Raw genomic sequence first — 20,195 nt, 5'->3', positions numbered from 1 at the left:
TTGACTTTTGGCACACTGTTGAGTTCTCAAGGAACGGACACTTCCTTCGTACTCACCCACACTCAGCAGGCTTTCCTCCGGGCGCTTTCCCTTTCCGTGTTCCCCACACTATCAGGTCTTTTTCAGCTCCCGGACCAGGGGGTCCGCAAGGCATGCGTGGCCAAGGCCAGGGTTAAGAGTCGGACTTAATAGGGTGCTGCCGAACCTGGGCGCGTTTCGTCGCCCGGCTCAAGCAGGGGTATGACTGTACAGCCCGTCGCGCGGCGGGCGCAAATCGTTTGTGCGCCCCCGCTTAACCGGCAACCCGGACCTCTTGTGCGGAACCGGTACTTCCTATGACTTACGCTGCTCAACAGTGCGCTGTCCGGGCTGTTGCTGACCGCGCCCCCGCATCCGCGCTTCTGGAGGGCCCCATGACCAGCGTGACAGCTCCGCTCGCCGGCCGAGTCATCGGTCTCGCCGCCGTTCCCGACCCCGTCTTCTCCGGGGCGATGGTCGGCCCCGGCACCGCGGTCGACCCCGAGCGTACGGCGGGGCCCGCGCTCGCCCCGGTGGCCGGGGTGGTGGTGTCGCTGCATCCGCACGCGTTCGTGGTGGTGGACGACGAGGGGCACGGGGTGCTCACCCATCTGGGTATCGACACCGTCCAACTGGGCGGACAGGGCTTCGAACTGCTCGTGTACAAGGGCGACCGGGTGGAGCTCGGGCAGCCCGTGGTCCGCTGGGACCCGGCGGCGGTCGAGGCCGCGGGCCGGTCCCCTGTCTGCCCCGTGATCGCCGTGGACGCCACCGCGGAGGCGCTGTCGGACATCGTGGAGGACGGGACCGTGGGCGCGGGTGACGTGCTGTTCGGCTGGCACTGACCGGGTACCACCACCGGGGCTGTTGACCGAAGTGACCGCGGCGGACCGTCCGCCGCCCGACCGGGACGGATGACATGGAGACAACGCTGCGAGGTGTCGGGGTGAGCCAGGGCACGGCCGTCGGCAAGGCGCGCCACATGGGCACCGCCGTGCTGGAGCCGCCCGCGGAGCCGCGGCCCGGGCGGAGCGCGGAGCACGAGGAGGACAGGGCACGGCAGGCGGCGGACGCGGTGTCCGCCGATCTGATCGCGCGCGGCAACCTGGCGGGCGGCGAGGCCCAGGCCGTGCTCGAAGCACAGGCCATGATGGCGACGGACCCCGAGCTGATGGCCGACGTACGGCGGCGGGTGGTGGAAGGCGGCAGCGCCGAGCGCGCGGTGTACGACGCGTTCGCGACGTACCGTGCGCTGCTCGCGGACGCGGGCGAGTACCTGGCGGGCCGGGTCGCCGACCTCGACGACGTGCGCAACCGGATCGTGGCGCGGCTGCTCGGGGTGCCGATGCCGGGGGTGCCGGACAGCGACGAGCCGTATGTGCTGGTGGCGAGGGATCTCGCCCCTGCGGACACCGCGCTGCTCGATCCCTCCCTCGTGCTGGGCTTCGTGACCGAGGAGGGCGGGCCGACGAGCCACAGCGCGATCCTGGCGCGGTCGCTCGGGGTGCCCGCGGTGGTGGCGCTGCCGGGCGCGGCGGGGCTCTCCGAGGGGGTGGAGATCGCGGTCGACGGCGGGACGGGCGAGGTGTTCGTGGAGCCCTCCCCCGAGCTGCGGGAGCGGCTTTCCGCGGCAGCGGCCGAGCGGGCGGCCGCCGTGGCGGCGGTGTCGGGGCCCGGGGCGACCGCGGACGGGCACCGGGTGCCGCTGCTGGCGAACATCGGCGGCCCCTCCGACGTATCGGCTGCGCTCGCGGCGGGCGCCGAGGGGGTGGGGCTGTTCCGCACCGAGTTCCTGTTCCTCGACGACAGCTCCGCGGCGCCGTCGCAGGAGAAGCAGGTGGCGGCGTACCGCCCGGTCCTTGAGGCGTTTCCCGAGGGCAGGGTCGTGGTGCGGGTGCTGGACGCGGGGGCCGACAAGCCGCTGGACTTCCTGACGCCGGGCGAGGAGCCCAACCCGGCGCTCGGGGTGCGGGGGCTGCGCTCGCTGCTTGAGCATCCCGAGGTGCTGCGGACGCAGTTGGCGGCGCTCGCGGAGGCCGCCGACGGGCTGTCGGTGCGGCTTGAGGTGATGGCGCCGATGGTGGCCGACACGGCGGACGCGAGGGCGTTCGCGCAGGCGTGCCGGGCGGTGGGGCTCGATGCGAAGGTCGGGGCGATGGTGGAGATCCCCTCGGCGGCGCTGCGGGCGCGGTCGATCCTGCGTGAGGTGGAGTTCCTTTCCCTGGGGACGAACGATCTGGCGCAGTACACGTTCGCGGCGGACCGTCAGGTGGGGGCGGTGGCGCGGTTGCAGGACCCATGGCAGCCCGCGCTGCTCGACCTGGTGGCGCTGGCCGCCGAGGCGGCGCGGGCCGAGGGCCGTGGCTGCGGGGTGTGCGGTGAGGCGGCGGCCGATCCGCTGCTGGCGTGTGTGCTGACGGGGCTCGGGGTGACCTCCCTGTCGATGGGGGCGGCGTCGATTCCGTACGTACGGGCGCGTCTTGGCGGCTGCACGCTGACGCAGTGTGAGCGGGCGGCGGCCGCGGCGCGTGCCGCGGATACGGCGGAGGAGTCGCGGGCGGCCGCGGCGCGGGTCCTCTCCGAGGTGTAGGCGGCTCGCGATGCGGTGTGGTGAGGGGGAGGCCGTGGCGGTCTCCCCCTCGGTGTCGGCGGGTCAGTGGCGGTGTCCTGGGGGCGGGTCCACCTCGCCGAGGTCGGGGGGTGTGCCGTAGTCGACCCGGGACTCCGGGGAGACGAGGTCGCCGGTGGTGGCGTCGGTGCAGTAGGCGTCGAAGACCTCGGCGGCGGTGAGCGGGGCGAGGCCCCAGTGGCGCAGGCGCCAGCCGAAGACGCGGTCGTCGTCGCCTGGGCGGGTGGTGCGGGTGACGAGGCCGCCGGGTGCGCCGGTGGCGAGTCCGGTGGCGAGCAGGGCGGTGAACTCCTGGGCCTGGCCCTCGTCGAGATCGACAGTGGCGTCGATGCCGGTGACGGTGAGGACGGCCAGGAGGGGCTGCGTGCCGGTGGAGACGCTGCACACGAGGTGGTGGTCGCCGCTGCCGATGGCGTCGACGATGCGCAACAGCAGGTCCGCCGCGCGGGTGTAGGCGGACCAGCCGATGTCCTCGCCGCAGACGACGCAGTCGCCGATGTCGGCGAGGACGGCGGTCGCGTACTCCCAGGTGGCCTGGCGCACCGAGGCGGTGATGAGGTCGGGGACGAGGTCGATGAGGGGCTGGCCCCGGTAGGCGAGGGCGGCTCCGGCGGCGGCGAGGCTCGCGGTGAAGTGGGCGCGGCTCGTGGGAGTGTCGGGGTCGAGGCCGCCCGCGGCGCAGTACTCCTCGAACTCCGTGGGGTCGAAGAGGGCGACGCTGGTGTGGCTGCCGTCGGCGGCGCGGGCTCTGAGGAGGTCCTCGATCTGGCGGAGGTAGGCCGGGTGGTCGGTGAAGGCGAACGTGGGGTAGCGGCGCATGGCGGTGAAGTCGCGCTCGTCGGCGAGGAGGCCGATGATGCCGGCGACCTCGCGGTCGAGCGGGTGCCGGCGGGTGGTGCGGTCGGTGGCGTTCACGGGTCCCCCTGGTCACGGTCGATCGGTGCTCACTCACCGTAACCGGGGGGTCTGACAACGGGTCCGTGCCGGGTCGCGGGGTCAGGGGGCGGGGTGTTCGCGGCGGCGGTCGGCCAGGTCGGCGTAGAAGCGGAGCAGGTCGACGCTGTCGACGGAGCCGGGGTTAACCGCCTTGTCCATGGGGGTGCCCTGGAGGAGGCGTTTGACGGGGATCTCGATGCGCTTTCCCGTGAGGGTGTGGGGCACCCCGGGGGCTTCGATGATCTCGTCGGGGACGTGGCGGGGCGACAGGTTCTCGCGGATGGTGCGCTTGACGCGCTCGCGCAGGGCGTCGTCGAGGACGGCGCCGGGGGCGAGGTGCACGAAGAGCGGCATCCAGTAGCCGCCGTCGGGCTGTTCGATGCCGATGACGAGGGATTCGCGGATCTCGGGGAGCCGCTCGACGGCCTCGTAGATGTCGGCGGAGCCCATGCGGACGCCCTGGCGGTTGAGGGTGGAGTCGGAGCGGCCGTGGATGATCACGGTGTCGCGCGAGGTGCGGGTGATCCAGTCGCCGTGCCGCCAGACGCCGGGGTAGGTGGCGAAGTAGCTGTCGTGGTAGCGCTGTCCTTCGGGGTCGTTCCAGAAGCGGATGGGCATGGACGGCATGGGGCGGGTGACGACGAGTTCGCCGACCTCGCCGGTGAGCGGGTTGCCGTCGGGGTCCCAGGACTGGAGGTCGGTGCCGAGGCAGGGTGCCTGGATCTCGCCGGTGTACACGGGGAGGGTGGGGACGGCGCCCGCGAAGCAGGAGCAGACGTCGGTGCCGCCGCTGACGGAGGAGATCCACAGGTCGTCGCGTACGTCGTCGTGGAGCCAGCGGAATCCGTCGGGCGGCAGGGGCGAGCCCGTGGTGGCGACGGCGCGCAGGCGCGAGAGGTCGTGGTCGCGGGTGGGTCTGAGGCCGGCCTTGCGGCAGGCCATGACGTAGGCGGCCGAGGTGCCGTAGAGCTGGGTGCCGGTGCGGGCGGCGACGCGCCACTGGGCGTCGGTGCCCGGGTGGCCGGGGCTGCCGTCGTAGAGGACGACGGTGGAGCCGGTGAGCAGCCCTGAGACGAGGAAGTTCCACATCATCCAGCCGGTGGAGGTGTACCAGAAGAAGCGGTCGCCGGGGCCGAGGTCGCAGTGGAGGCCGAGCTGTTTGAGGTGTTCGAGGAGGATGCCGCCCTGGGACTGCACGATGGCCTTGGGCAGTCCCGTGGTGCCGGAGGAGTAGAGCACCCAGAGCGGGTGGTCGAAGGGCACCTGCTCGTAGACGGGCTCGGTGTCGCCCGCGGTGAGGTCGGACCAGGCGAGCGCGCCGTCGGGGGCGGGGGTGCCGAGCAGCGGGATGTGCACGACGGTGCGGACGGTGGGCAGGTCGCGGCGGAGTGCGGCGACGGTGTCCGTGCGGTCGTACTCCTTGCCGCCGTAGCGGTAGCCGTCGACGGCGAACAGGACGACGGGTTCGACCTGTTGGAAGCGGTCGAGGACGCCGCGGGCGCCGAAGTCGGGGGCGCAGGACGTCCAGGTGGCGCCGACGGCGGCGGTGGCGAGGAGCGCGACGGCGGCCTCGGGGATGTTGGGGACGTAGGCGCTGACGAGGTCGCCGGGGCGCACGCCGAGGCGGCGCAGCTCCGCGGCGAGGGAGCCGACCTGGCGGCGCAGCTCGGCCCAGGTCAGGGGGCGCGGTTCGTGGGTCTCGTCGACGGCGAGCACGGCGGGTTCCGCGGGGCGCTCGTCGGCGGCGCGCAGGGCGTGCTGGGCGTAGTTGAGGGTGGCGCCCGGGAACCATTCGGCGCCCGGCATGGTGCGGCCCCCGAGCACGCGCGCGGGGGGCGTGGTGAAGCGGACGTCGAACCACTCGGCGACGGCGGCCCAGAAGGCGTCCAGGTCGGTCACGGACCAGCGGTGCAGTGCGGGGTATCCGCCGTCGGCGGGGGCGCCGTGGTGCCGCGCGGCCCAGCGCTGGAAGCGGGTGATCCGGGCGTTGTCGATGGTGCCCAGGTCGGGCTCCCAGAGCGGTGCGTCGTTCACTTCGGTCATGGTGGCTCCCGGCGATGCGCGCGTGGTGTGGGGCAGCCGCGTCCGCTCCCGTGCGGCGGGGTACGTGCCCGACGTGACGATGCCACGTGATCGACTTGTGCACCAGGCCGGTCGGCGGGGCGGGTGCCGGTGAAGTTCTGGTGCGGGCCGGGGTGAACGGCAGTTGAACGGGGCGCCCGGGCCCGGGCGGGGATGGCAGGGTGATCCGTATGGACGGTCGTGACCTGGTGCGTTCGGTGAAGGCGGTGGGCTCGGTGGGGCCGACTCGGGGGATGCGGGTGGTACGGGCGGCGTGGCGCAGGCACCGTGCGGACCTGGCGGGGCTGCCGTCCGGCGGGCGCGAGCGTGCCAGGGTGCCGGGGGCGCTGGTGGCGGCGGAGCCGGGTCCGGGCGGCGGCACGGTGCGTTTCGCGCGCGCGGAGCTGGCGATAGCGGTGACCGTGGGCGGCGCGGTGTTCTGGGGCTGGGACGGTGCCGGGCCGCTGCCCTCGTACGGGCTCGCGGGGGCGGCGCCTGAGCCCGATCCGCGGGCGGTGCTCGAACCGGACAAGGACGGCGGCTGGCGGGTGGTGGCGGAGCGGGTGACGGTGGCGGTGTCGCGGGTGGGCGGGATCGAGGTGCTGACGCCCGGCGGGGTCAGGCTGCGGCGTGACGATCCGCCGCGCTGGTGGGAGCCGGTGGCGGGGGGCGGCGGGCGGTGGTTGCAGCGTTCCGCGGTGGCGGCGGACGCGCGGTTCTTCGGGCTCGGCGGCCGGGCGTCGGGGCCCAGGCTGCGGGACGGTACGTACCGGTTGTGGAACGCGGACCCGGGCGCGGAGCCGCGGGCGGCGCGCATCACGATGCCGACGCAGCTCGTGGTGGCGGACGCGGGGACGCACCTGGTGTTCCACGACACCACGTGGGACGCCGCGGTGACGCTGCGGGAGGGCGTGGAGGGCGCGGGGTCGGGGCACGACAGGGCGGGTTCCTGTGTGCTGCGGGCGGCCGGTGGGCCGCTGCGGTGCTGGGTGGTGGTGGGCACGCCCGCGCGTGTGCTGCACACGTGGGCGGTGCTGACCGGCGGGCCCGTGGTGCCGCCCGGCTGGGCGCACGGACACCACCAGCTCCGTGCGGGCGGCGGGGAGGCGGAGCTGCGGCGCACCGTGGAGGGGCACAGGGCGCGGGGGCTGCCGCTCGGCGCGGTGCACCTGGACCTGGGGCACACGGACGGCGGGCGGGCGTTCTCGGTGGACGGGGAGCGGTTCCCGAAGCTGCCGCAGTTGGCGCAGGAGCTTGAGGTGTCCGGGGTGCGGCTGGTGGCCGCGGTGGGGCCCGGGGTGCGGGCGGAGCGGGGCGGCGCGGTGTTCGAGGCGGGGACGGCGGCGGGGGTGTTCGTACGGGACGCCGCGGGGCGCGCGGTGCGGGGTGAGGCGCGCGGCGGCGAGTCGGTGTACCCGGACTTCACGCTGCCGCGCGCGCGTGCGTGGTGGGGCGGGTGGTACGGGGAGGGCGTGGGGCGGGGGTTCGCGGGGTTCTGGCACGACGCGGACGAGTTGGTGGCGTCGCCCGTGTTCGGGGAGCCCGCGCTGCCGCGCTCGTCGCGGCACGATCTGGACGGGCGTCCTGGGGACCACAGAGCGGCGCACAACGTGTACGGGCTGGGGATGGCGCGTGCGGCCCAGGAGGGCCTGGCGGCCGCGCGTCCTGACGAGGCGCCGTTCGTGCTGTCGCGGTCGGGGTGGGCGGGCATGCAGCGGTACGGGGGCGCCTGGTGCGGCGGGGCCCCGGGGTGGGAGGGGCTGCGGGCGGGGCTCGCGCTCGTGCTGGGCCTCGGGCTGTGCGGGGTGGCGTACGCGGGGCCGGACGTCGGGGGCGGCGACACGGAGCTGGTGCTGCGGCGGCTCCAGCTCGCGGCGTATCTGCCGCTGCTGCGGACCAGGGGGCCGCTGGGGGCCGACGGGCGGGAGCTGTGGGAGCTGGGGGACGCGGCGGTGGAGCACGCGCGGGTGGCGCTCGCCGAGCGGGAGCGGCTGCGGCCGTACTTCACGACGCTGGCGCATCTGGCGCGCAGGACGGGCGCGCCCTATGTGCGGCCGCTGTGGTGGGGCAGTCCCGGCGACCGGGCGCTGCGGGACTGCGAGGACGCGTTCCTGCTGGGGGACGCGCTGCTGGTGGCGCCGGTGTTCGCGCCGGGGGCGCGCAGCCGCCGGGTGCGGCTGCCGTGGGGCCGCTGGTACGACACGGCGACCGGCGGGGTGTACGAGGGCCCGGGGTCCGTGGTGCTCGACGCGCCGCTGTCGCGGATTCCGGTGCTGGCGCGCGCGGGCGCGGTGGTGCCGGTGCTGGGGCACGGCGAGAAGGGCGGGAGCGGCGGGAGCACGGCCCGGGTGGTCCTCGACGCGTGGGCGCCGCAGCGCGGGCGCACGGGGCGGGGCGAACTGCTCGCCGAGGACGGGGCGGACGCGGTACTTGAGCGCTATGCGGCGCGGTGGTCGGGGGGCGGCGTGGTGGTGGAGCGCAAGGGTCCCGGACGGCCCCGGGCGACGGAGCGGCCGGTACGGGTGCGGGGGCTCTGAGGAGGCGGCTCCCGGCGCCGCGGCGCCCGTGTGACCGGGCGCCGCGGGGCACACACACGCGCGCGTGTCGGCGGCCGGTTGCGATGGCCGCCCGGGGTGGCTAGATGTAGCGGCCGTCGAACCAGGCGGCGACGGCCGCGGTGTGCAGGGGGAAGGCCAGCTCGGCCGGCCTGCGCAGGAGTTGCCAGCCCTCGGTCTCGTCCGTGGCCTCGGACGCGGGCAGTTCGGGGGCGGGCCGCTCGGGGAGCAGTCCGAAGAGCAGCAGGTGCCCGTCGGGCGAACTCATCGCGTCGGCGAGGCGGACGTCGCGGGCTGCGGCGTCGATGCCGGTCTCCTCCTTGAGTTCGCGTACGACGGCGTGCCGCCAGTCCTCGCGGTGGTCGACGAAGCCGCCGGGGAGGGCGATGCCGCCGCTCGCGGGGGCGACGGTGCGGGTGATGGTGACCAGCGCCGTGCCCCTGGGGTCGTATACGGGCTGGAGGGCCACGGCGACCGGGAGGGGATTGCTGTAGGCGACGTGGCCACAGGCCGGGCAGGTGCGGGGCCAGCCGGTCGCTTCGCCCTCGTAGGGCGCCCCGCAGGCCGAACAGTGGGAACCTGGCGCGGGGTTGGTGGAAGGAAGTTGGGATGCGGACACGCGCGGACTGTATCTGATCATCCGTTCGTCGTCTTCCGCGGTGTCCACCCGACCTGGTAGACGCAGGGGACATGACATTCTTCAACTCCCGCGGGCGTGGCCCGCGTCCGTCCGTGCCACCCGTCCGGCCGAACCCGCGCGGGGCGCTGCGCCGCCTCGGCCTGGCCGCCGTGGCGCTGCTGACGGCCGTGGGGCTCGCGGCCCCCGCGCAGGCGCACCAGGGGCGGCCGGGCTCCGGGGACCCCGAGGCGCCGCGCGCGTTCGTGGCACTGGCCGACGTCGATCCGACGATCATCCAGGAGATCAGGTACATCACCCCGCACGACTTCATGGGCGAGCCGGCCGACGGCTACGAGATGCCGATGTGCATCGTCACCAGGGACACGGCCGACGCGCTGCACAGGGCCCAGCGCACGGCGCTGCGCAGGGGCTACTCGCTGAAGGTCTACGACTGCTACCGCCCGCAGCGCGCCGTGGACCACTTCGTGCGCTGGGCCGAGGACCTGGACGACCAGCGGATGAAGGCCGAGTTCTATCCGCGGGTCGACAAGACCCGGCTGTTCGACGACGGCTACATCGCGGAACAGTCGGGGCACAGCAGGGGCTCCACGATCGACCTCACCCTGGTGCGGCTGCCCGCGGTGCCCACCCGCCCGTATGTCCCCGGTGAGCCGCTGACGCCGTGTTACGGCCCGCAGGACGAGCGCTTTCCGGACAACTCCATCGACATGGGGACCGGGTTCGACTGCTTCGACACGCTCGCCCACACCGACGACCCCCGGGTGACCGGAGTGCAGCGGGAGAACCGGGACCTGCTGCGTGACATCCTCTCGCCGCAGGGCTTCGAGAACCTGCCGGAGGAGTGGTGGCACTACACCCTGGAGCCGGAGACCTTCCCCGACACGTACTTCGACTTCCCGATCTCGCGCGCGTCCCTGCCGCACCGGCGCTGACCGGCCGCGGCGCGCCCCGGGTGACCGCCGCGCGCCCCGCGGCCGTCGGCGGTCACCCGCGCGCGTGGGCGGTCAGTCGCGTGGGCCGTCAGTCCTGCGCGTGCGCGCGCGTGCCGTCGGCGCGGAGCTGGGCGCGCAGGGCGGCCGCGCCGGTCTCGGCGAGCCAGGTGCCGAGGGTGCGCAGCCCGGGGTGGATCACCCGCAGCGCCTCGATGTCGGCGTGCCAGTGCGCCCCGCCGAGCCAGCGCTCGCGGGCCCCGGCGACCTCGGGGCCGAGCGCGGCCGCCTGCTCGGCGGTGAGCTGTTCGTAGCGGACCTCGGAGCCGACGGCCTCGCTGATCGCGGCGGCCGCCGCCAGCGGGGTGGGGGCGTCCCCCGCCAGTTCGAGGGTCCTGCCGCCGAAGCGCTCCGGATCGTCGAAGGCGAGCGCGGCGAACTCGGCGATGTCCTCGACGGCGATGATCTGCACCGGCTCGTCCGGCGGGAAGAGATGGCGGTGCACGCCGTCATGGATGCCCTCGATGCCGTGGGCGAGCGTGCCGAGGTAGTTGGACATGAAGCGCGCCGGGCGCAGCACCGTCACCCGGGGCAGCCGGGCGCGCAGCACGCCCTCGACGAGGTACTTCCCGTCCCAGCCGGGCGCGCCGCCGGGGACGGAGGCGACGCCGGTGAAGACGACGTGGTCCACGCCCGCACCGGCCGCCGCGTCGGCGAGGGCGCGGCCCCTGGCGACGTCGAGTTCCGTGCCGCCAGGACCGAACGCGGCGGGCGGCACGATGAAGAGGCCCCGGGCCCCGGCGAGCGCGGGCGGCAGGCTCGCCGGGTCGTCGAAGTCGGCGCGTACCAGTGCGGCGCCGGCCCGGGCGAGGGCCGCGGCGGCGGGCGCGGCCGGGTCGCGCACGAGGGCGCGTACCGGGCGTCCGGCGGCGAGCAGGCGGCGGGCGGTGGCGCCGCCCTGGCGTCCCGTGGCGCCGGTGACCACTACGGGCGCGGCGCCGGTGGACGCGGAGGGCGGGGGTGGAGCGGTCATGGTTCTCCTCGGGCCCGGGGGTGTCGGCTTGCCTGGTCTCGGCGTGGTGGTCCCGGAGCCGATGTGGAATGCTGCACCCGGTTGAGGGCGGCGACAAGGATTACGTGACATGGCCGAGGCTCCCGGGGGCGCGGTGCGCTCCGACGCCAGGCGCAACCGCGCGCGGGTACTCGACGCGGCCACCCGCGCCTTCACCGAGCGCGGTGTCGACGTCTCGCTGCTGGAGATCGCGCGCGCCGCGGGAGTCGGGGTCGGCACCGTCTACCGGCACTTCCCGAGCAAGGAGACACTGGTGGAGGCGGTGCAGGTGGTGCACGTCGAGGAGCTGGTCGCGGCGGCGGGCCGCAGGGCGGCCGGGGCCGACCCCACCACGGCGCTCTTCGGGCTCGTCACGGACATCGTGGCGAAGTCCGCCCGGCAGCGGCACGTCTGCGACGTGATCGCCGCGGAGACCGGCTGGCCGCGGCCGCTGCTCACGGCGGCGGTGCGGCGCTTTCGCCGGGTGCTGGGCGAACTGCTCGCCGCCGCGCAGCGCGGCGGCGGGGTGCGGGCGGGGCTCGACACCGCCGACATCATCGCGTTCGCCTACGGCTGCGCCTCGATCAGGTCGGCGCATCCGGAGCCGGCGCGCGCCGACCGTATGGTGCGGCTCGCCCTGGAGAGCCTGCGCGCTCCCGCGGGCGTCACGGAAAGCGGCGACTTTCGTCACGGAGGTGCTGCCGGTCACGGAACCGGGCCGCGCTGCGAGGAGTGCGGCGCCCCGCTCGGCGGGGCGGGCAGGGGCCGTCCCGCGCGCTACTGCGGCCCGGCGTGCCGCCAGCGCGCGCACCGGCGCCGGGTGGCGGGCCGGGGCGTGTGAACCGACCCCGGGCGCCCCGGACCGCACCCGGCGCGGCGGCGAGGGCGGGTACGGCGCGCACGGGGGCTGCTTGCGGCGCCGCACCGGCAGTACCGTGCCCTCATGAAGCGTTCGTTCGATTCATATGAGGAGTTCTGGCCGTACTACGTGGCGATGCACTCCAGGGCCGCCACCCGGTGGGCGCACCTCGGGGGGACGCTCGCCGGGCTCGCGGTGAGCGTGTACGGGGCGGCCCGGGGGCGCAGGCGGTATCTGGCGGGGCTGCCGGTGATCGGGTACGGGACGGCGTGGACGGCGCACTTCCTGATCGAGAAGAACAACCCGGCGACGTTCGGGCACCCCCTGTGGTCGCTGCGGGGCGACGCCGCGATGATCGGGATGATGCTCACGGGACGCGACCGCGAACTCGGCGACACCGCCGCCAAGTGGCTCGCCGAGCACGACGACTGAGCCGCCCGCCGCCGCTCCCCCGCGCGCGGCGCCGTCAGACGGCCGCCTCCGCGCGCCGGGCCGCGCCGGTGGCTATGGCGTGCTCGACCACGCCGACGAGCACCTCCTTCACCGACTCGCGCTCGCGCGCGTCGCACAGGACGACGGGCACGCCCTCGTCGAGGTCGAGCGCGTCCCGTACCGCCTCCGCCGTGTGCCGGGCGCTGCCCTCGAAGCAGTTGACGGCGACGACGAAGGGGATGCCGCGGCGCTCGAAGTAGTCGACGGAGGCGAAGCAGTCCGCGAGCCGCCGGGTGTCCGCGAGGACGACGGCGCCCAGCGCCCCGGTGGCGAGGTCGTCCCAGAGGAACCAGAAGCGGTCCTGCCCCGGCGTGCCGAAGAGGTAGAGCGTCAGGTCGCGGCGGAGTGTGATGCGGCCGAAGTCCATGGCGACCGTGGTGGTGTGCTTGTCCGCCACCCCTCCGGTGTCGTCGAAGGGGCGGCCCGCCTCGCTCAGCGGCTCCTCGGTGCGCAGCGGCCTGATCTCGCTGACGGCTGCGACGAGGGTGGTCTTGCCGACGCCGAAGCCCCCGGCCACCACGATCTTGAGGGTGACGAACGGGGTCTGCGCCCCGTGGTCAGCCGTCGCGCCGGTCATCGGACTCCTCTCGCGCCGTTCCGCCGACGGGCGGCGGCGTCCCGTATCCCCCGCCGCCGGGGGTCTCGACCACGAGGACGTCGCCGGGGCCCACCTCGGCCGAGTCGCTGCCCGCGAGGGCGGTCACGGTCCCGTCGGCGCGCTCCACGCGCCCCGAACCGAGCGCGCCTGGCGCGCCGCCCGCCATGCCGTACGGGGGCACCCTGCGGTGCTGGGAGAGGGTGGAGACGGTCATGGGCTCGCGGAAGCGGATGCGGCGCACGGCGCCGTCGCCGCCGCGCCAGCGCCCCGCGCCGCCGCTGCCCCGGCGCACCGCGAACTCGTCGAGCAGGACCGGCAGCCGCCACTCCAGGATCTCGGGGTCGGTCAGCCGCGAGTTGGTCATGTGGGTCTGTACGACGGCTGCGCCCGGGAAGCCGTCACCGGCGCCGGAGCCGGAGGCGACCGTCTCGTAGTACTGGTGGCGGTCGTTGCCGAAGGTGATGTTGTTCATGGTGCCTGAGCCCTCGGCCTGCACCCCGAGGGCGGCGTAGAGGGCGCCGGTGACGGACTGTGAGGTCTCCACGTTGCCCGCGACGACGGCGGCGGGCGGCTCGGGCGCGAGCAGCGAGCCGGGCGGCACGATGATGTCGAGGGGGCGCAGACAGCCGTCGTTGAGGGGGATGTCGTCGTCGACGAGGGTGCGGAAGACGTACAGCACGGCGGCGTTGACGACGGAGAACGGAGCGTTGAAGTTGGTGGCGAGCTGGGCGGAGGTGCCGGTGAAGTCGACGGTGGCGGAGCGCGCCGCGCGGTCCACGGCGACGCGGACCCGGATGGTGGCGCCCGAGTCGGTCTCGTAGGCGCAGGAGCCGTCGCGCAGGGTGCCGATGACGCGGCGCACCGCCTCCTCCGCGTTGTCCTGGACGTGCCGCATGTACGCCTGGACGACGTCGAGGCCGAAGTCCTCGATCATCCGGCCGACCTCGTCGACGCCCTTCTGGTTGGCGGCGATCTGGGCGCGCAGGTCGGCCAGGTTGGTGGCCGGGTTGCGGGAGGGGTGGGCGGCCCCGGTGAGCAGGGCGTGGGTCTCGCGCTCGCGGAAGCGGCCCTCCTCGACGAGCAGCCAGTTGTCGAAGAGGACGCCCTCCTCGTCGATGGTGCGGCTGCCCGCGGGCATGGAGCCCGGCGCGATGCCGCCGATCTCGGCGTGGTGGCCGCGGGAGGCGACGTGGAAGAGGATGTCGCGCCGCCCGTCGGCGCCGGTGCCGAAGACGGGGGTGATGACGGTGACGTCCGGCAGGTGGGTGCCGCCGTGGTAGGGGTCGTTGACGGCGTAGGTGTCGCCGGGGCGCATCCGTCCGCGCCTGCGCTCGATGACCTCCTTGACGCTGGTGCCCATGGAGCCGAGGTGCACGGGGATGTGCGGGGCGTTCGCGACGAGGTTGCCGTCGGGGTCGAACAGGGCGCAGGAGAAGTCCAGGCGCTCCTTGATGTTGACGGACTGGGCGGTCGATTCGAGGCGGGCGCCCATCTGCTCGGCGATCGACATGAAGAGGTTGTTGAAGACCTCAAGGAGCACCGGGTCGGCGGCGGTGCCCGCGTCGGCGTCCTGTCTGGCGGCGACGCGGCGCATCACCAGGTGGCCGCTGTCGTCGACCGCGGCCGACCAGCCGGCGTCGACGACGGTCGTCGAGCCCGACTCTGCGACGATCGCGGGGCCCTCGACGGACTCCCCGGGCGGCAGGCCGTCGCGCCGGTACAGCGGCACGTCGCGCCAGGCGCCGCCGGTGTGCAGCCGTACGGCGCCGGGCGGCGCGCCCCGCTCGGGGCGCGGCGCGAGGGCGTCGAGCCCCGGGGGCTCGGAGAGCCCGGTGGCCTCCACCGACAGGGCCTCGACGACGACGGGGCGGCTGAGGGTGAAGGAGTACGTGGCGCGGTGGCGCTCCTCGAAGGCCCTGACCATGGCGGCGGGCTCGTCGAGTTCGACAGTGAGGGCGGTGTCGGTGCCGTCGTAGCGCAGGTGGGCGCGGCGGGTGGTCGTGACGTGCTCCTCGGGGACGCCCTCACCGAGGAGTTCGGCCCTTGCGGCCTCGGCCAGGTCGTCGGCGGTGCGGGTGAGGCGGGGCACCGCGGCCTCGTCGAGGACGGTCTCGACGGACTGCTCGCGCATGGCGGTGGTGTCCGCGAGGCCGATGCCGAGGGCGGAGAGCACCCCGGCGGCGGGCGGCACGAGGACGGTGCGGATGCCGAGCGCGTCGGCGACCATGCACGCGTGCTGGCCCCCCGCGCCGCCGAAGGTGGTGAGGGCGTAGCGGGTGACGTCGTGGCCCTGCTGCACGGAGATCCGCTTGACGGCGCCCGCGATGTTGGTGACGGCGATCCGCAGATAGCCCTCGGCGACCTGCTCGGCGGTGCGGTCGTCGCCGGTCTGCCCGGCGATCTCGCGCGCGAGGGCGGCGAAGCGGTCGCGGACCAGGGCGGTGTCGAGGGGCTGGTCGCCCTCGGGTCCGAAGACCCGGGGGAAGTGGTCGGCCTGGATGCGGCCGAGGGCGAGGTTGGCGTCGGTCACGGTGAGCGGGCCGCCCGCCCGGTAGCAGGCGGGCCCCGGGTCGGCGCCCGCCGAGTCGGGGCCCACCCGGTAGCGGCTGCCGTCGAAGTGGAGCACGGAGCCGCCGCCCGCGGCGACGGTGTGGATGTCGAGCATGGGGGCGCGCAGCCGTACCCCCGCGATGAGGGTGGTGAAGACGCGCTCGTACGCGCCCGCGTAGTGCGAGACGTCGGTGGAGGTGCCGCCCATGTCGAAGCCGATGACCCGGTCGAAGCCGGCGAGCCGCGACATCCGGGCCATGCCGACGATGCCGCCCGCGGGCCCGGAGAGGATGGCGTCCTTGCCGCGGAAGTGCCCGGCCTCGGTGAGTCCGCCGTTGGACTGCATGAACATGAGGCGCACGCCGTGGAGTTCGTCGGTGAACCGGCGGACGTAGCGGCGCAGCACCGGGGAGAGGTAGGCGTCCACGACGGCGGTGTCTCCGCGCGGCACCAGCTTCATCAGCGGGCTGACCTCGCTGGAGAGGGAGATCTGCGGGAAGCCGAGACGGGCGGCGAGCGCGCCCGCTGCCCGCTCGTGCCCGGGGTGGAGATGGCTGTGCATGAAGACGAACGCGACGGCCGCGAAGCCGTCGTCGCGCGCGGCGCGCAGTTCCCGTTCGAGGGCGTCGAGGTCGAGGGGGCGCAGCACCTCGCCCTCTGCGGTGACGCGCTCGTCGGCCTCGACGACGCGCTCGTGCAGCAGCCCGGGCGGCGCGATGTGCCGGGCGAAGATGGCGGGCCTGTTCTGGTAGGCGATGCGCAGCGCGTCGCGGAAGCCGCGGGTGGTCACCAGCAGCGTGCGCTCGCCCTTGCGCTCCAGCAGGGCGTTGGTGGCGACGGTGGTGCCCATCCGCACCGAGTCGACGAGTCCGGGGCCGGGGGCGGCCTCGACGCCGTCGGCGGCGAGGATGTCGCGGATGCCCTGGACGGCTGCGTCGGAGTAGCGCGTGGGCCGCTCGGACAGGAGCTTGTGGGTGACCAGGGTGCCGTCGGGGCGGCGGGCGACGATGTCGGTGAACGTGCCGCCGCGGTCGATCCAGAACTGCCAGCCCGTCACGTGCCCGTTACCCGCTTCCGCGCTGCTCACAGCGCCCGCAGCCCATTGATCACGTCGCGCAGGATACTCTCGTCGACCAGTTCGGCCGGGGGTACGGGGCGTGTCACGCGGATCAGCTCCGCGGCCAGCAGGTCGCCCACCAGGACCCGGACCACGCCCGCCGGGAGGTCGAGGTCGGTGGCGAGTTCCGCGAGGGACTGCGGCTCCTGGCGGCAGCGCTCGACGATGTCGAGGTGCTCGGGCGACAGCGTCTCCTCGCCCTCCAGGTCGGCGGCGTCACGCTCGGCGTGGACGAGCGCGATGAGGTCGAGATCGGGCCTGCCCTCGCTGGTGGTGCGCCCGCGTGTCATCGCGTACGGGCGCACGACGGGACCGGCGTCGTCGTCGAACCATCGGGGGCTGCCCTGACCGTCCTTGCTCATGTCATCCCACTACCCACCGGCGGTCAGATCGGTGCGCGGCGCGGCCCCCAGATGGGTGCCGACCCGCTTGACCAGCAGGGTCATCTCGTACGCGACCTGGCCGACGTCCGAGTCGGAGTCGGAGAGCACCGCGAGGCAACTGCCGTCGCCCGCCGCGGTGACGAAGAGGAACGCCTCGTCCAGCTCGACCACGGTCTGGCGGACGCCGCCCGCCTCGAAGTGGCGGCCCACTCCCCTGGCGAGGCTGTGGAAGCCGGAGGCGACGGCGGCCAGGTGCTCGCTGTCCTCGCGGGTGAGGTCCTTGGAGACGCCCGTGGGCAGGCCGTCGCTCGACAGGACCAGCGCCTTGCGGATGCTGGCCACCCGTTCCACCAGGTCGTCGAGGAGCCAGTTCAGCTCCCGTGACGTCCTGCCCGTGGCCTTCGGTGCCGTCATCGGCCCTCTCCCTCGTGTGTCGTCTGCTCTGCCGTGCTGTCGGGCGCCGCGCCACCGGCGTCCCCCGTGGCCGCGGGGCCCGGTTCCGCGGCGCCCCCGGCGGTGTCGTCTCCTGCTGTGTCCCCGGCGGTGTTCTCGCGGCGTCCACGCTGCCAGCCGCGCTGGAGGGAGGCCATCCTGGAGCGGACCTCGTCGGCGTCGCGCTCTGCCGTGTCCTGGCCGCCGCCCGGTTCAGGCGCCGGGGCCGGGGCCGCCGCGGGGGCGTTCTTGAGCTGCGGGGCGAGGCTGGCCTGCCGCACCCGGCGCGGCAGCGCACCGGGGGCGGTGCCAGGGTCCGCGGGGGCGGGGCTCGGGGCGGCGGTGTCGTCGGGGGCGGCGGGCTCGGGGCGCGGCCCTGCCGCCCCGGGGCCGCGCCGCTGGACGGGGCGGCCGTGGGAGCTGACGAGCTTGGGGGTGCGGCGCCTGGGCAGCGGCCTGGGCGCGTCCTTGGCGCCGGGCTCGCCCGTCCTGGCCCGTGCGGGCTCGCCGGTGCCGGGGCCGCGGTCGGGCGGCTGCTGGTGCTGCTCGCCCGTGTCGTCCGCGGCGGCCGTGTCACCTGTGGCGCCCGCGTCGCCCGAGGCGGGCGCGGGGGCGAGCGGCGCGGGCCGCGCCGGGCCGTCGAGGGCGCCGGGGGCCGGTGCGGCGGCGCGGCGGGGGCCGCCCGCCGCGGGGCGCCGCTCGTCCTCGGGGTTGAGGGCGCGTTCGATGCGCAGCGAGGCGGTGTCCTGGTCGGGCGGCTCGGTGAGCAGTTCGTCGGGGATGAAGACGACGGCCGTGGTGCCGCCGTACGGCGACGGCTGGAGGGAGACGCGGACGTTCTGGCGCCTGGCGAGCCTCGCGACCACGAAGAGCCCGAGGCGGTCGGTGTCGGACAGCTCGAACTCGGGGGTCTCGGCGAGCCGCAGGTTGGCGTCGAGGAGGAGGTCGGGAGAGAGCCCGAGGCCCCGGTCGTGGATCTCCAGGGTGAAGCCGTTGGCCACGTGCTCGCCGACGACCTGCACGGTGGTGTGCGGCGGCGAGAACACGGTGGCGTTCTCCAGGAGTTCCGCGACGAGGTGGGTGAGGTCGGCCACCGCGGGCCCGATGACGGCGAGCCTGGGCAGCCTGCGGACCTCGATGCGCTCGTAGTCCTCGACCTCGGCGACCGAGGCCCGCACCACGTCCATGAGCTGGACGGGCCTGCGCCACTGCCGGGAGGGCGCGGCGCCGGAGAGGATCACCAGGCCCTCGGCGTGCCGCCGCATACGGGTGGTGAGGTGGTCGAGGCGGAAGAGGTCGGCGAGTTCGTCGGTGTCCTCGGTCCTGCGCTCCATGCTGTCGAGGAGGGTGAGCTGCTTGTGCAGGAGGACCTGGCTGCGGCGGGCGAGGTTGACGAAGACCTCGGAGACGCCGCGGCGCAGCTCGGCCTGTTTGACGGCGGCCTCCACGGCGGCCCTTTGCAGGGTGTTGAGGGCGCGGCCGACCTGGCCCAGCTCGCTGCGCTCGTATTCGAGCCGGGGCGCCTCGGTCTCCACGTCGACCTCCTCGCCCGCCGCGAGCCGCCGCATCACGGCGGGCAGCCGCACCCCGGACGACTCGTGGGCCTCGGTGCGCAGCCGGTGCAGGTCGCGGATGAGGCCGCGGCCGACGCGCACCGAGAGGATGACGGAGAACAGCAGCGCGGCGAGCCCGAGGATGCCCGCGACGCCGGCCCGCACCATGATGCCGGTGGCCACGGGCTGGACGCGGTCCTGGTAGCGGTCGTCGGCGTCGCTGTCGCGGTCCGCGAGGCCGTCGAGCACCGGGTCGGCGAGACGGTTCCACTCGGCGGCGTCGATCACGCGCGGGGGTCCGGGCTCCGACTCGGAGAGGGCTTCCTCGGCGAGCCGCAGCGGGCGGGTGGCGGGGCCCTGCCAGTAGCGCTGGAAGCGGTCGCGCTCGTCGTCGGGGAGGAGTTCGAGGTTGACGTCGTAGAGCAGGGTGCGCTGGGCGATCAGGTCGGATATCTGGCGTATGTCGGCGTGTGCGAGGCGCCCCTCCACCAGCGCGGCCGAGACCAGCGCGTCCTCCTCGGACAGCAGCTCGCGGGCCCTGCCGATGGCGACGATGGCGCGGCCCTGCTGGGCGAGGTCCACGTTGTCCACGGTCTGGATGGTGGTGAGGACGCCGTAGCAGGGGTCGATCATGCGGCTGTAGAGGTCGAGCGCGGTGTCGCTGCTCGTCATGCCGCCGCGTACGGACTCGCGCAGCGAGCCGAGCCCGTCGAGTTCTTCGAGCAGCGCGTCGAGGCGGCGCCTGGCCTGCGCGGACATCTTGTCGCGCAGCCCGCCGTCGGCGGCGTGCGAGCGCACGCGGCGTACGACCTTGTCGGTGGCGGCGCGGCTGCGCCCCAGGGCGTCGAGCGAGGTGGCGGAGCGGGGGTCGGCGAGGTAGACGAGGGTCTGGCGGCGCTCGCTCTCCAGGACGCGGGCGGTGTCCTCGACCGGGTAGCCGATCTTGTCGACGACCGTGGCGGTGCCGAGCATCCTGGCCGCCTCGCGTCCTGTCAGGACGGTGGCGAAGCCCCAGATGGCGGTGAGGGAGAGCAGGGGCACCAGGAGAAGGGCCACGATCTTCCGGCGGATCGTCTTCCCGCGAAAGCGCATGGCATCCCCCCGCTCGCGCCCTCCGGGGGAGGGTGTGCGCCTGCCTCGTCCGTGTCCGGTGTCACCGCACCGCCGCGTCACCGCGCCGGCAGGTCGTCTCCTGCTGGCGTGCCCGGCGTCGCGGCCGGACGCACCGTTCCGTCCGCGCCAGCCGCGCGCGGGGGTCCGGCCTTCCCCAGCAAACGGCGTGAGCCTACTACTGACACGAGGACAACTCGAAGACGGCTGCGGACGGTTGCCTCACCACGGGGGCGGCGGGCCGCGGACATGACGGGAACAATGCGGCAGATCGGCCGGAGG

15 protein-coding genes are annotated in these 20,195 nt (G+C 74.7%); 6 read left to right on the top strand and 9 right to left on the bottom strand.

Annotation, left to right across the window (positions count from 1 at the left end; genetic code table 11):
- Positions 1–413 precede the first annotated feature (413 nt).
- Both ACIBIW_RS30280 and ptsP read left to right on the top strand, forming a co-directional pair.
- On the top strand, positions 414–863 hold the full coding sequence (locus ACIBIW_RS30280; protein ID WP_399340595.1) for a PTS glucose transporter subunit IIA: 450 nt from the start codon (positions 414–416) through the stop codon (positions 861–863).
- A 74-nt stretch (positions 864–937) separates the two neighbouring features.
- Positions 938–2,608 carry a phosphoenolpyruvate--protein phosphotransferase gene (ptsP, locus tag ACIBIW_RS30275; RefSeq protein ID WP_399340593.1) on the top strand — a complete coding sequence of 557 codons (1,671 nt, stop codon included), beginning with the start codon at positions 938–940 and terminating at the stop codon, positions 2,606–2,608.
- Positions 2,609–2,671: 63 nt separating this feature from the next.
- Here ptsP and ACIBIW_RS30270 read toward each other — a convergent pair whose 3' ends face one another.
- Entirely contained in the window at positions 2,672–3,562 is an 891-nt protein-coding gene (locus ACIBIW_RS30270) for a hypothetical protein (RefSeq protein WP_399340591.1), read from the bottom strand.
- A gap of 81 nt (positions 3,563–3,643) precedes the next feature.
- A complete protein-coding gene (locus tag ACIBIW_RS30265; RefSeq protein WP_399340589.1) occupies positions 3,644–5,626 on the bottom strand; it encodes an acetoacetate--CoA ligase in 1,983 nt (660 codons plus the stop codon).
- Between the two features lie 209 nt (positions 5,627–5,835).
- On the opposite strand from ACIBIW_RS30265, the gene ACIBIW_RS30260 reads away from it, so the two are divergent.
- Complete coding sequence (locus tag ACIBIW_RS30260) at positions 5,836–8,181, top strand: glycoside hydrolase family 31 protein (protein WP_399340587.1); 2,346 nt, start codon at positions 5,836–5,838, stop codon at positions 8,179–8,181.
- Between the two features lie 100 nt (positions 8,182–8,281).
- Here the strand turns inward: ACIBIW_RS30260 and ACIBIW_RS30255 are convergent, their stop codons facing one another.
- A complete protein-coding gene (locus tag ACIBIW_RS30255) occupies positions 8,282–8,839 on the bottom strand; it encodes an NUDIX domain-containing protein (protein WP_399340584.1) in 558 nt (185 codons plus the stop codon).
- Positions 8,840–8,964: 125 nt separating this feature from the next.
- Here ACIBIW_RS30255 and ACIBIW_RS30250 point away from each other — a divergent pair, with 125 nt between their 5' ends.
- Positions 8,965–9,771, top strand: a complete 807-nt coding sequence (locus ACIBIW_RS30250) for a M15 family metallopeptidase (RefSeq protein ID WP_399340620.1) — start codon at positions 8,965–8,967, stop codon at positions 9,769–9,771.
- Positions 9,772–9,859: 88 nt separating this feature from the next.
- Here the strand turns inward: ACIBIW_RS30250 and ACIBIW_RS30245 are convergent, their stop codons facing one another.
- Positions 9,860–10,801: an NmrA family NAD(P)-binding protein gene (locus ACIBIW_RS30245; RefSeq protein ID WP_399340582.1), complete on the bottom strand. Its 942-nt coding sequence runs from the start codon at positions 10,799–10,801 to the stop codon at positions 9,860–9,862.
- A 109-nt stretch (positions 10,802–10,910) separates the two neighbouring features.
- Between ACIBIW_RS30245 and ACIBIW_RS30240 the strand changes: the two genes are divergently transcribed.
- Entirely contained in the window at positions 10,911–11,660 is a 750-nt protein-coding gene (locus ACIBIW_RS30240) for a TetR/AcrR family transcriptional regulator (RefSeq protein WP_399340580.1), read from the top strand.
- A gap of 102 nt (positions 11,661–11,762) precedes the next feature.
- Positions 11,763–12,110 carry an Mpo1-like protein gene (locus tag ACIBIW_RS30235; protein ID WP_399340578.1) on the top strand — a complete coding sequence of 116 codons (348 nt, stop codon included), beginning with the start codon at positions 11,763–11,765 and terminating at the stop codon, positions 12,108–12,110.
- A gap of 34 nt (positions 12,111–12,144) precedes the next feature.
- Here ACIBIW_RS30235 and ACIBIW_RS30230 read toward each other — a convergent pair whose 3' ends face one another.
- The 5 genes from ACIBIW_RS30230 to ACIBIW_RS30210 are packed head-to-tail and all read right to left on the bottom strand — an operon-like array spanning position 12,145 to position 19,895.
- On the bottom strand, positions 12,145–12,747 hold the full coding sequence (locus ACIBIW_RS30230) for a GTP-binding protein (RefSeq protein ID WP_399340576.1): 603 nt from the start codon (positions 12,745–12,747) through the stop codon (positions 12,145–12,147).
- Positions 12,728–16,375, bottom strand: coding sequence for a hydantoinase B/oxoprolinase family protein (locus tag ACIBIW_RS30225; RefSeq protein WP_399340574.1), 3,648 nt, complete (start codon positions 16,373–16,375; stop codon positions 12,728–12,730). The genes ACIBIW_RS30230 and ACIBIW_RS30225 overlap by 20 nt, the downstream gene beginning before the upstream one ends.
- 26 nt (positions 16,376–16,401) lie before the next feature.
- Positions 16,402–16,797 carry a DUF742 domain-containing protein gene (locus ACIBIW_RS30220; protein ID WP_399340573.1) on the bottom strand — a complete coding sequence of 132 codons (396 nt, stop codon included), beginning with the start codon at positions 16,795–16,797 and terminating at the stop codon, positions 16,402–16,404.
- A 9-nt stretch (positions 16,798–16,806) separates the two neighbouring features.
- Positions 16,807–17,232 carry a roadblock/LC7 domain-containing protein gene (locus ACIBIW_RS30215; RefSeq protein ID WP_399340571.1) on the bottom strand — a complete coding sequence of 142 codons (426 nt, stop codon included), beginning with the start codon at positions 17,230–17,232 and terminating at the stop codon, positions 16,807–16,809.
- Positions 17,229–19,895, bottom strand: coding sequence for a nitrate- and nitrite sensing domain-containing protein (locus ACIBIW_RS30210; RefSeq protein ID WP_399340570.1), 2,667 nt, complete (start codon positions 19,893–19,895; stop codon positions 17,229–17,231). Before ACIBIW_RS30210 ends, ACIBIW_RS30215 begins: the two co-directional genes overlap by 4 nt.
- Positions 19,896–20,195: the final 300 nt, after the last annotated feature.

It is taken from the genome of Streptomyces sp. NPDC050560, from assembly GCF_044457285.1.
GTDB lineage: Bacteria > Actinomycetota > Actinomycetes > Streptomycetales > Streptomycetaceae > Streptomyces.
The sequence above is the reverse complement of the archived record's forward strand: the minus strand, read 5'-3'. Positions and strand labels throughout refer to the sequence as shown.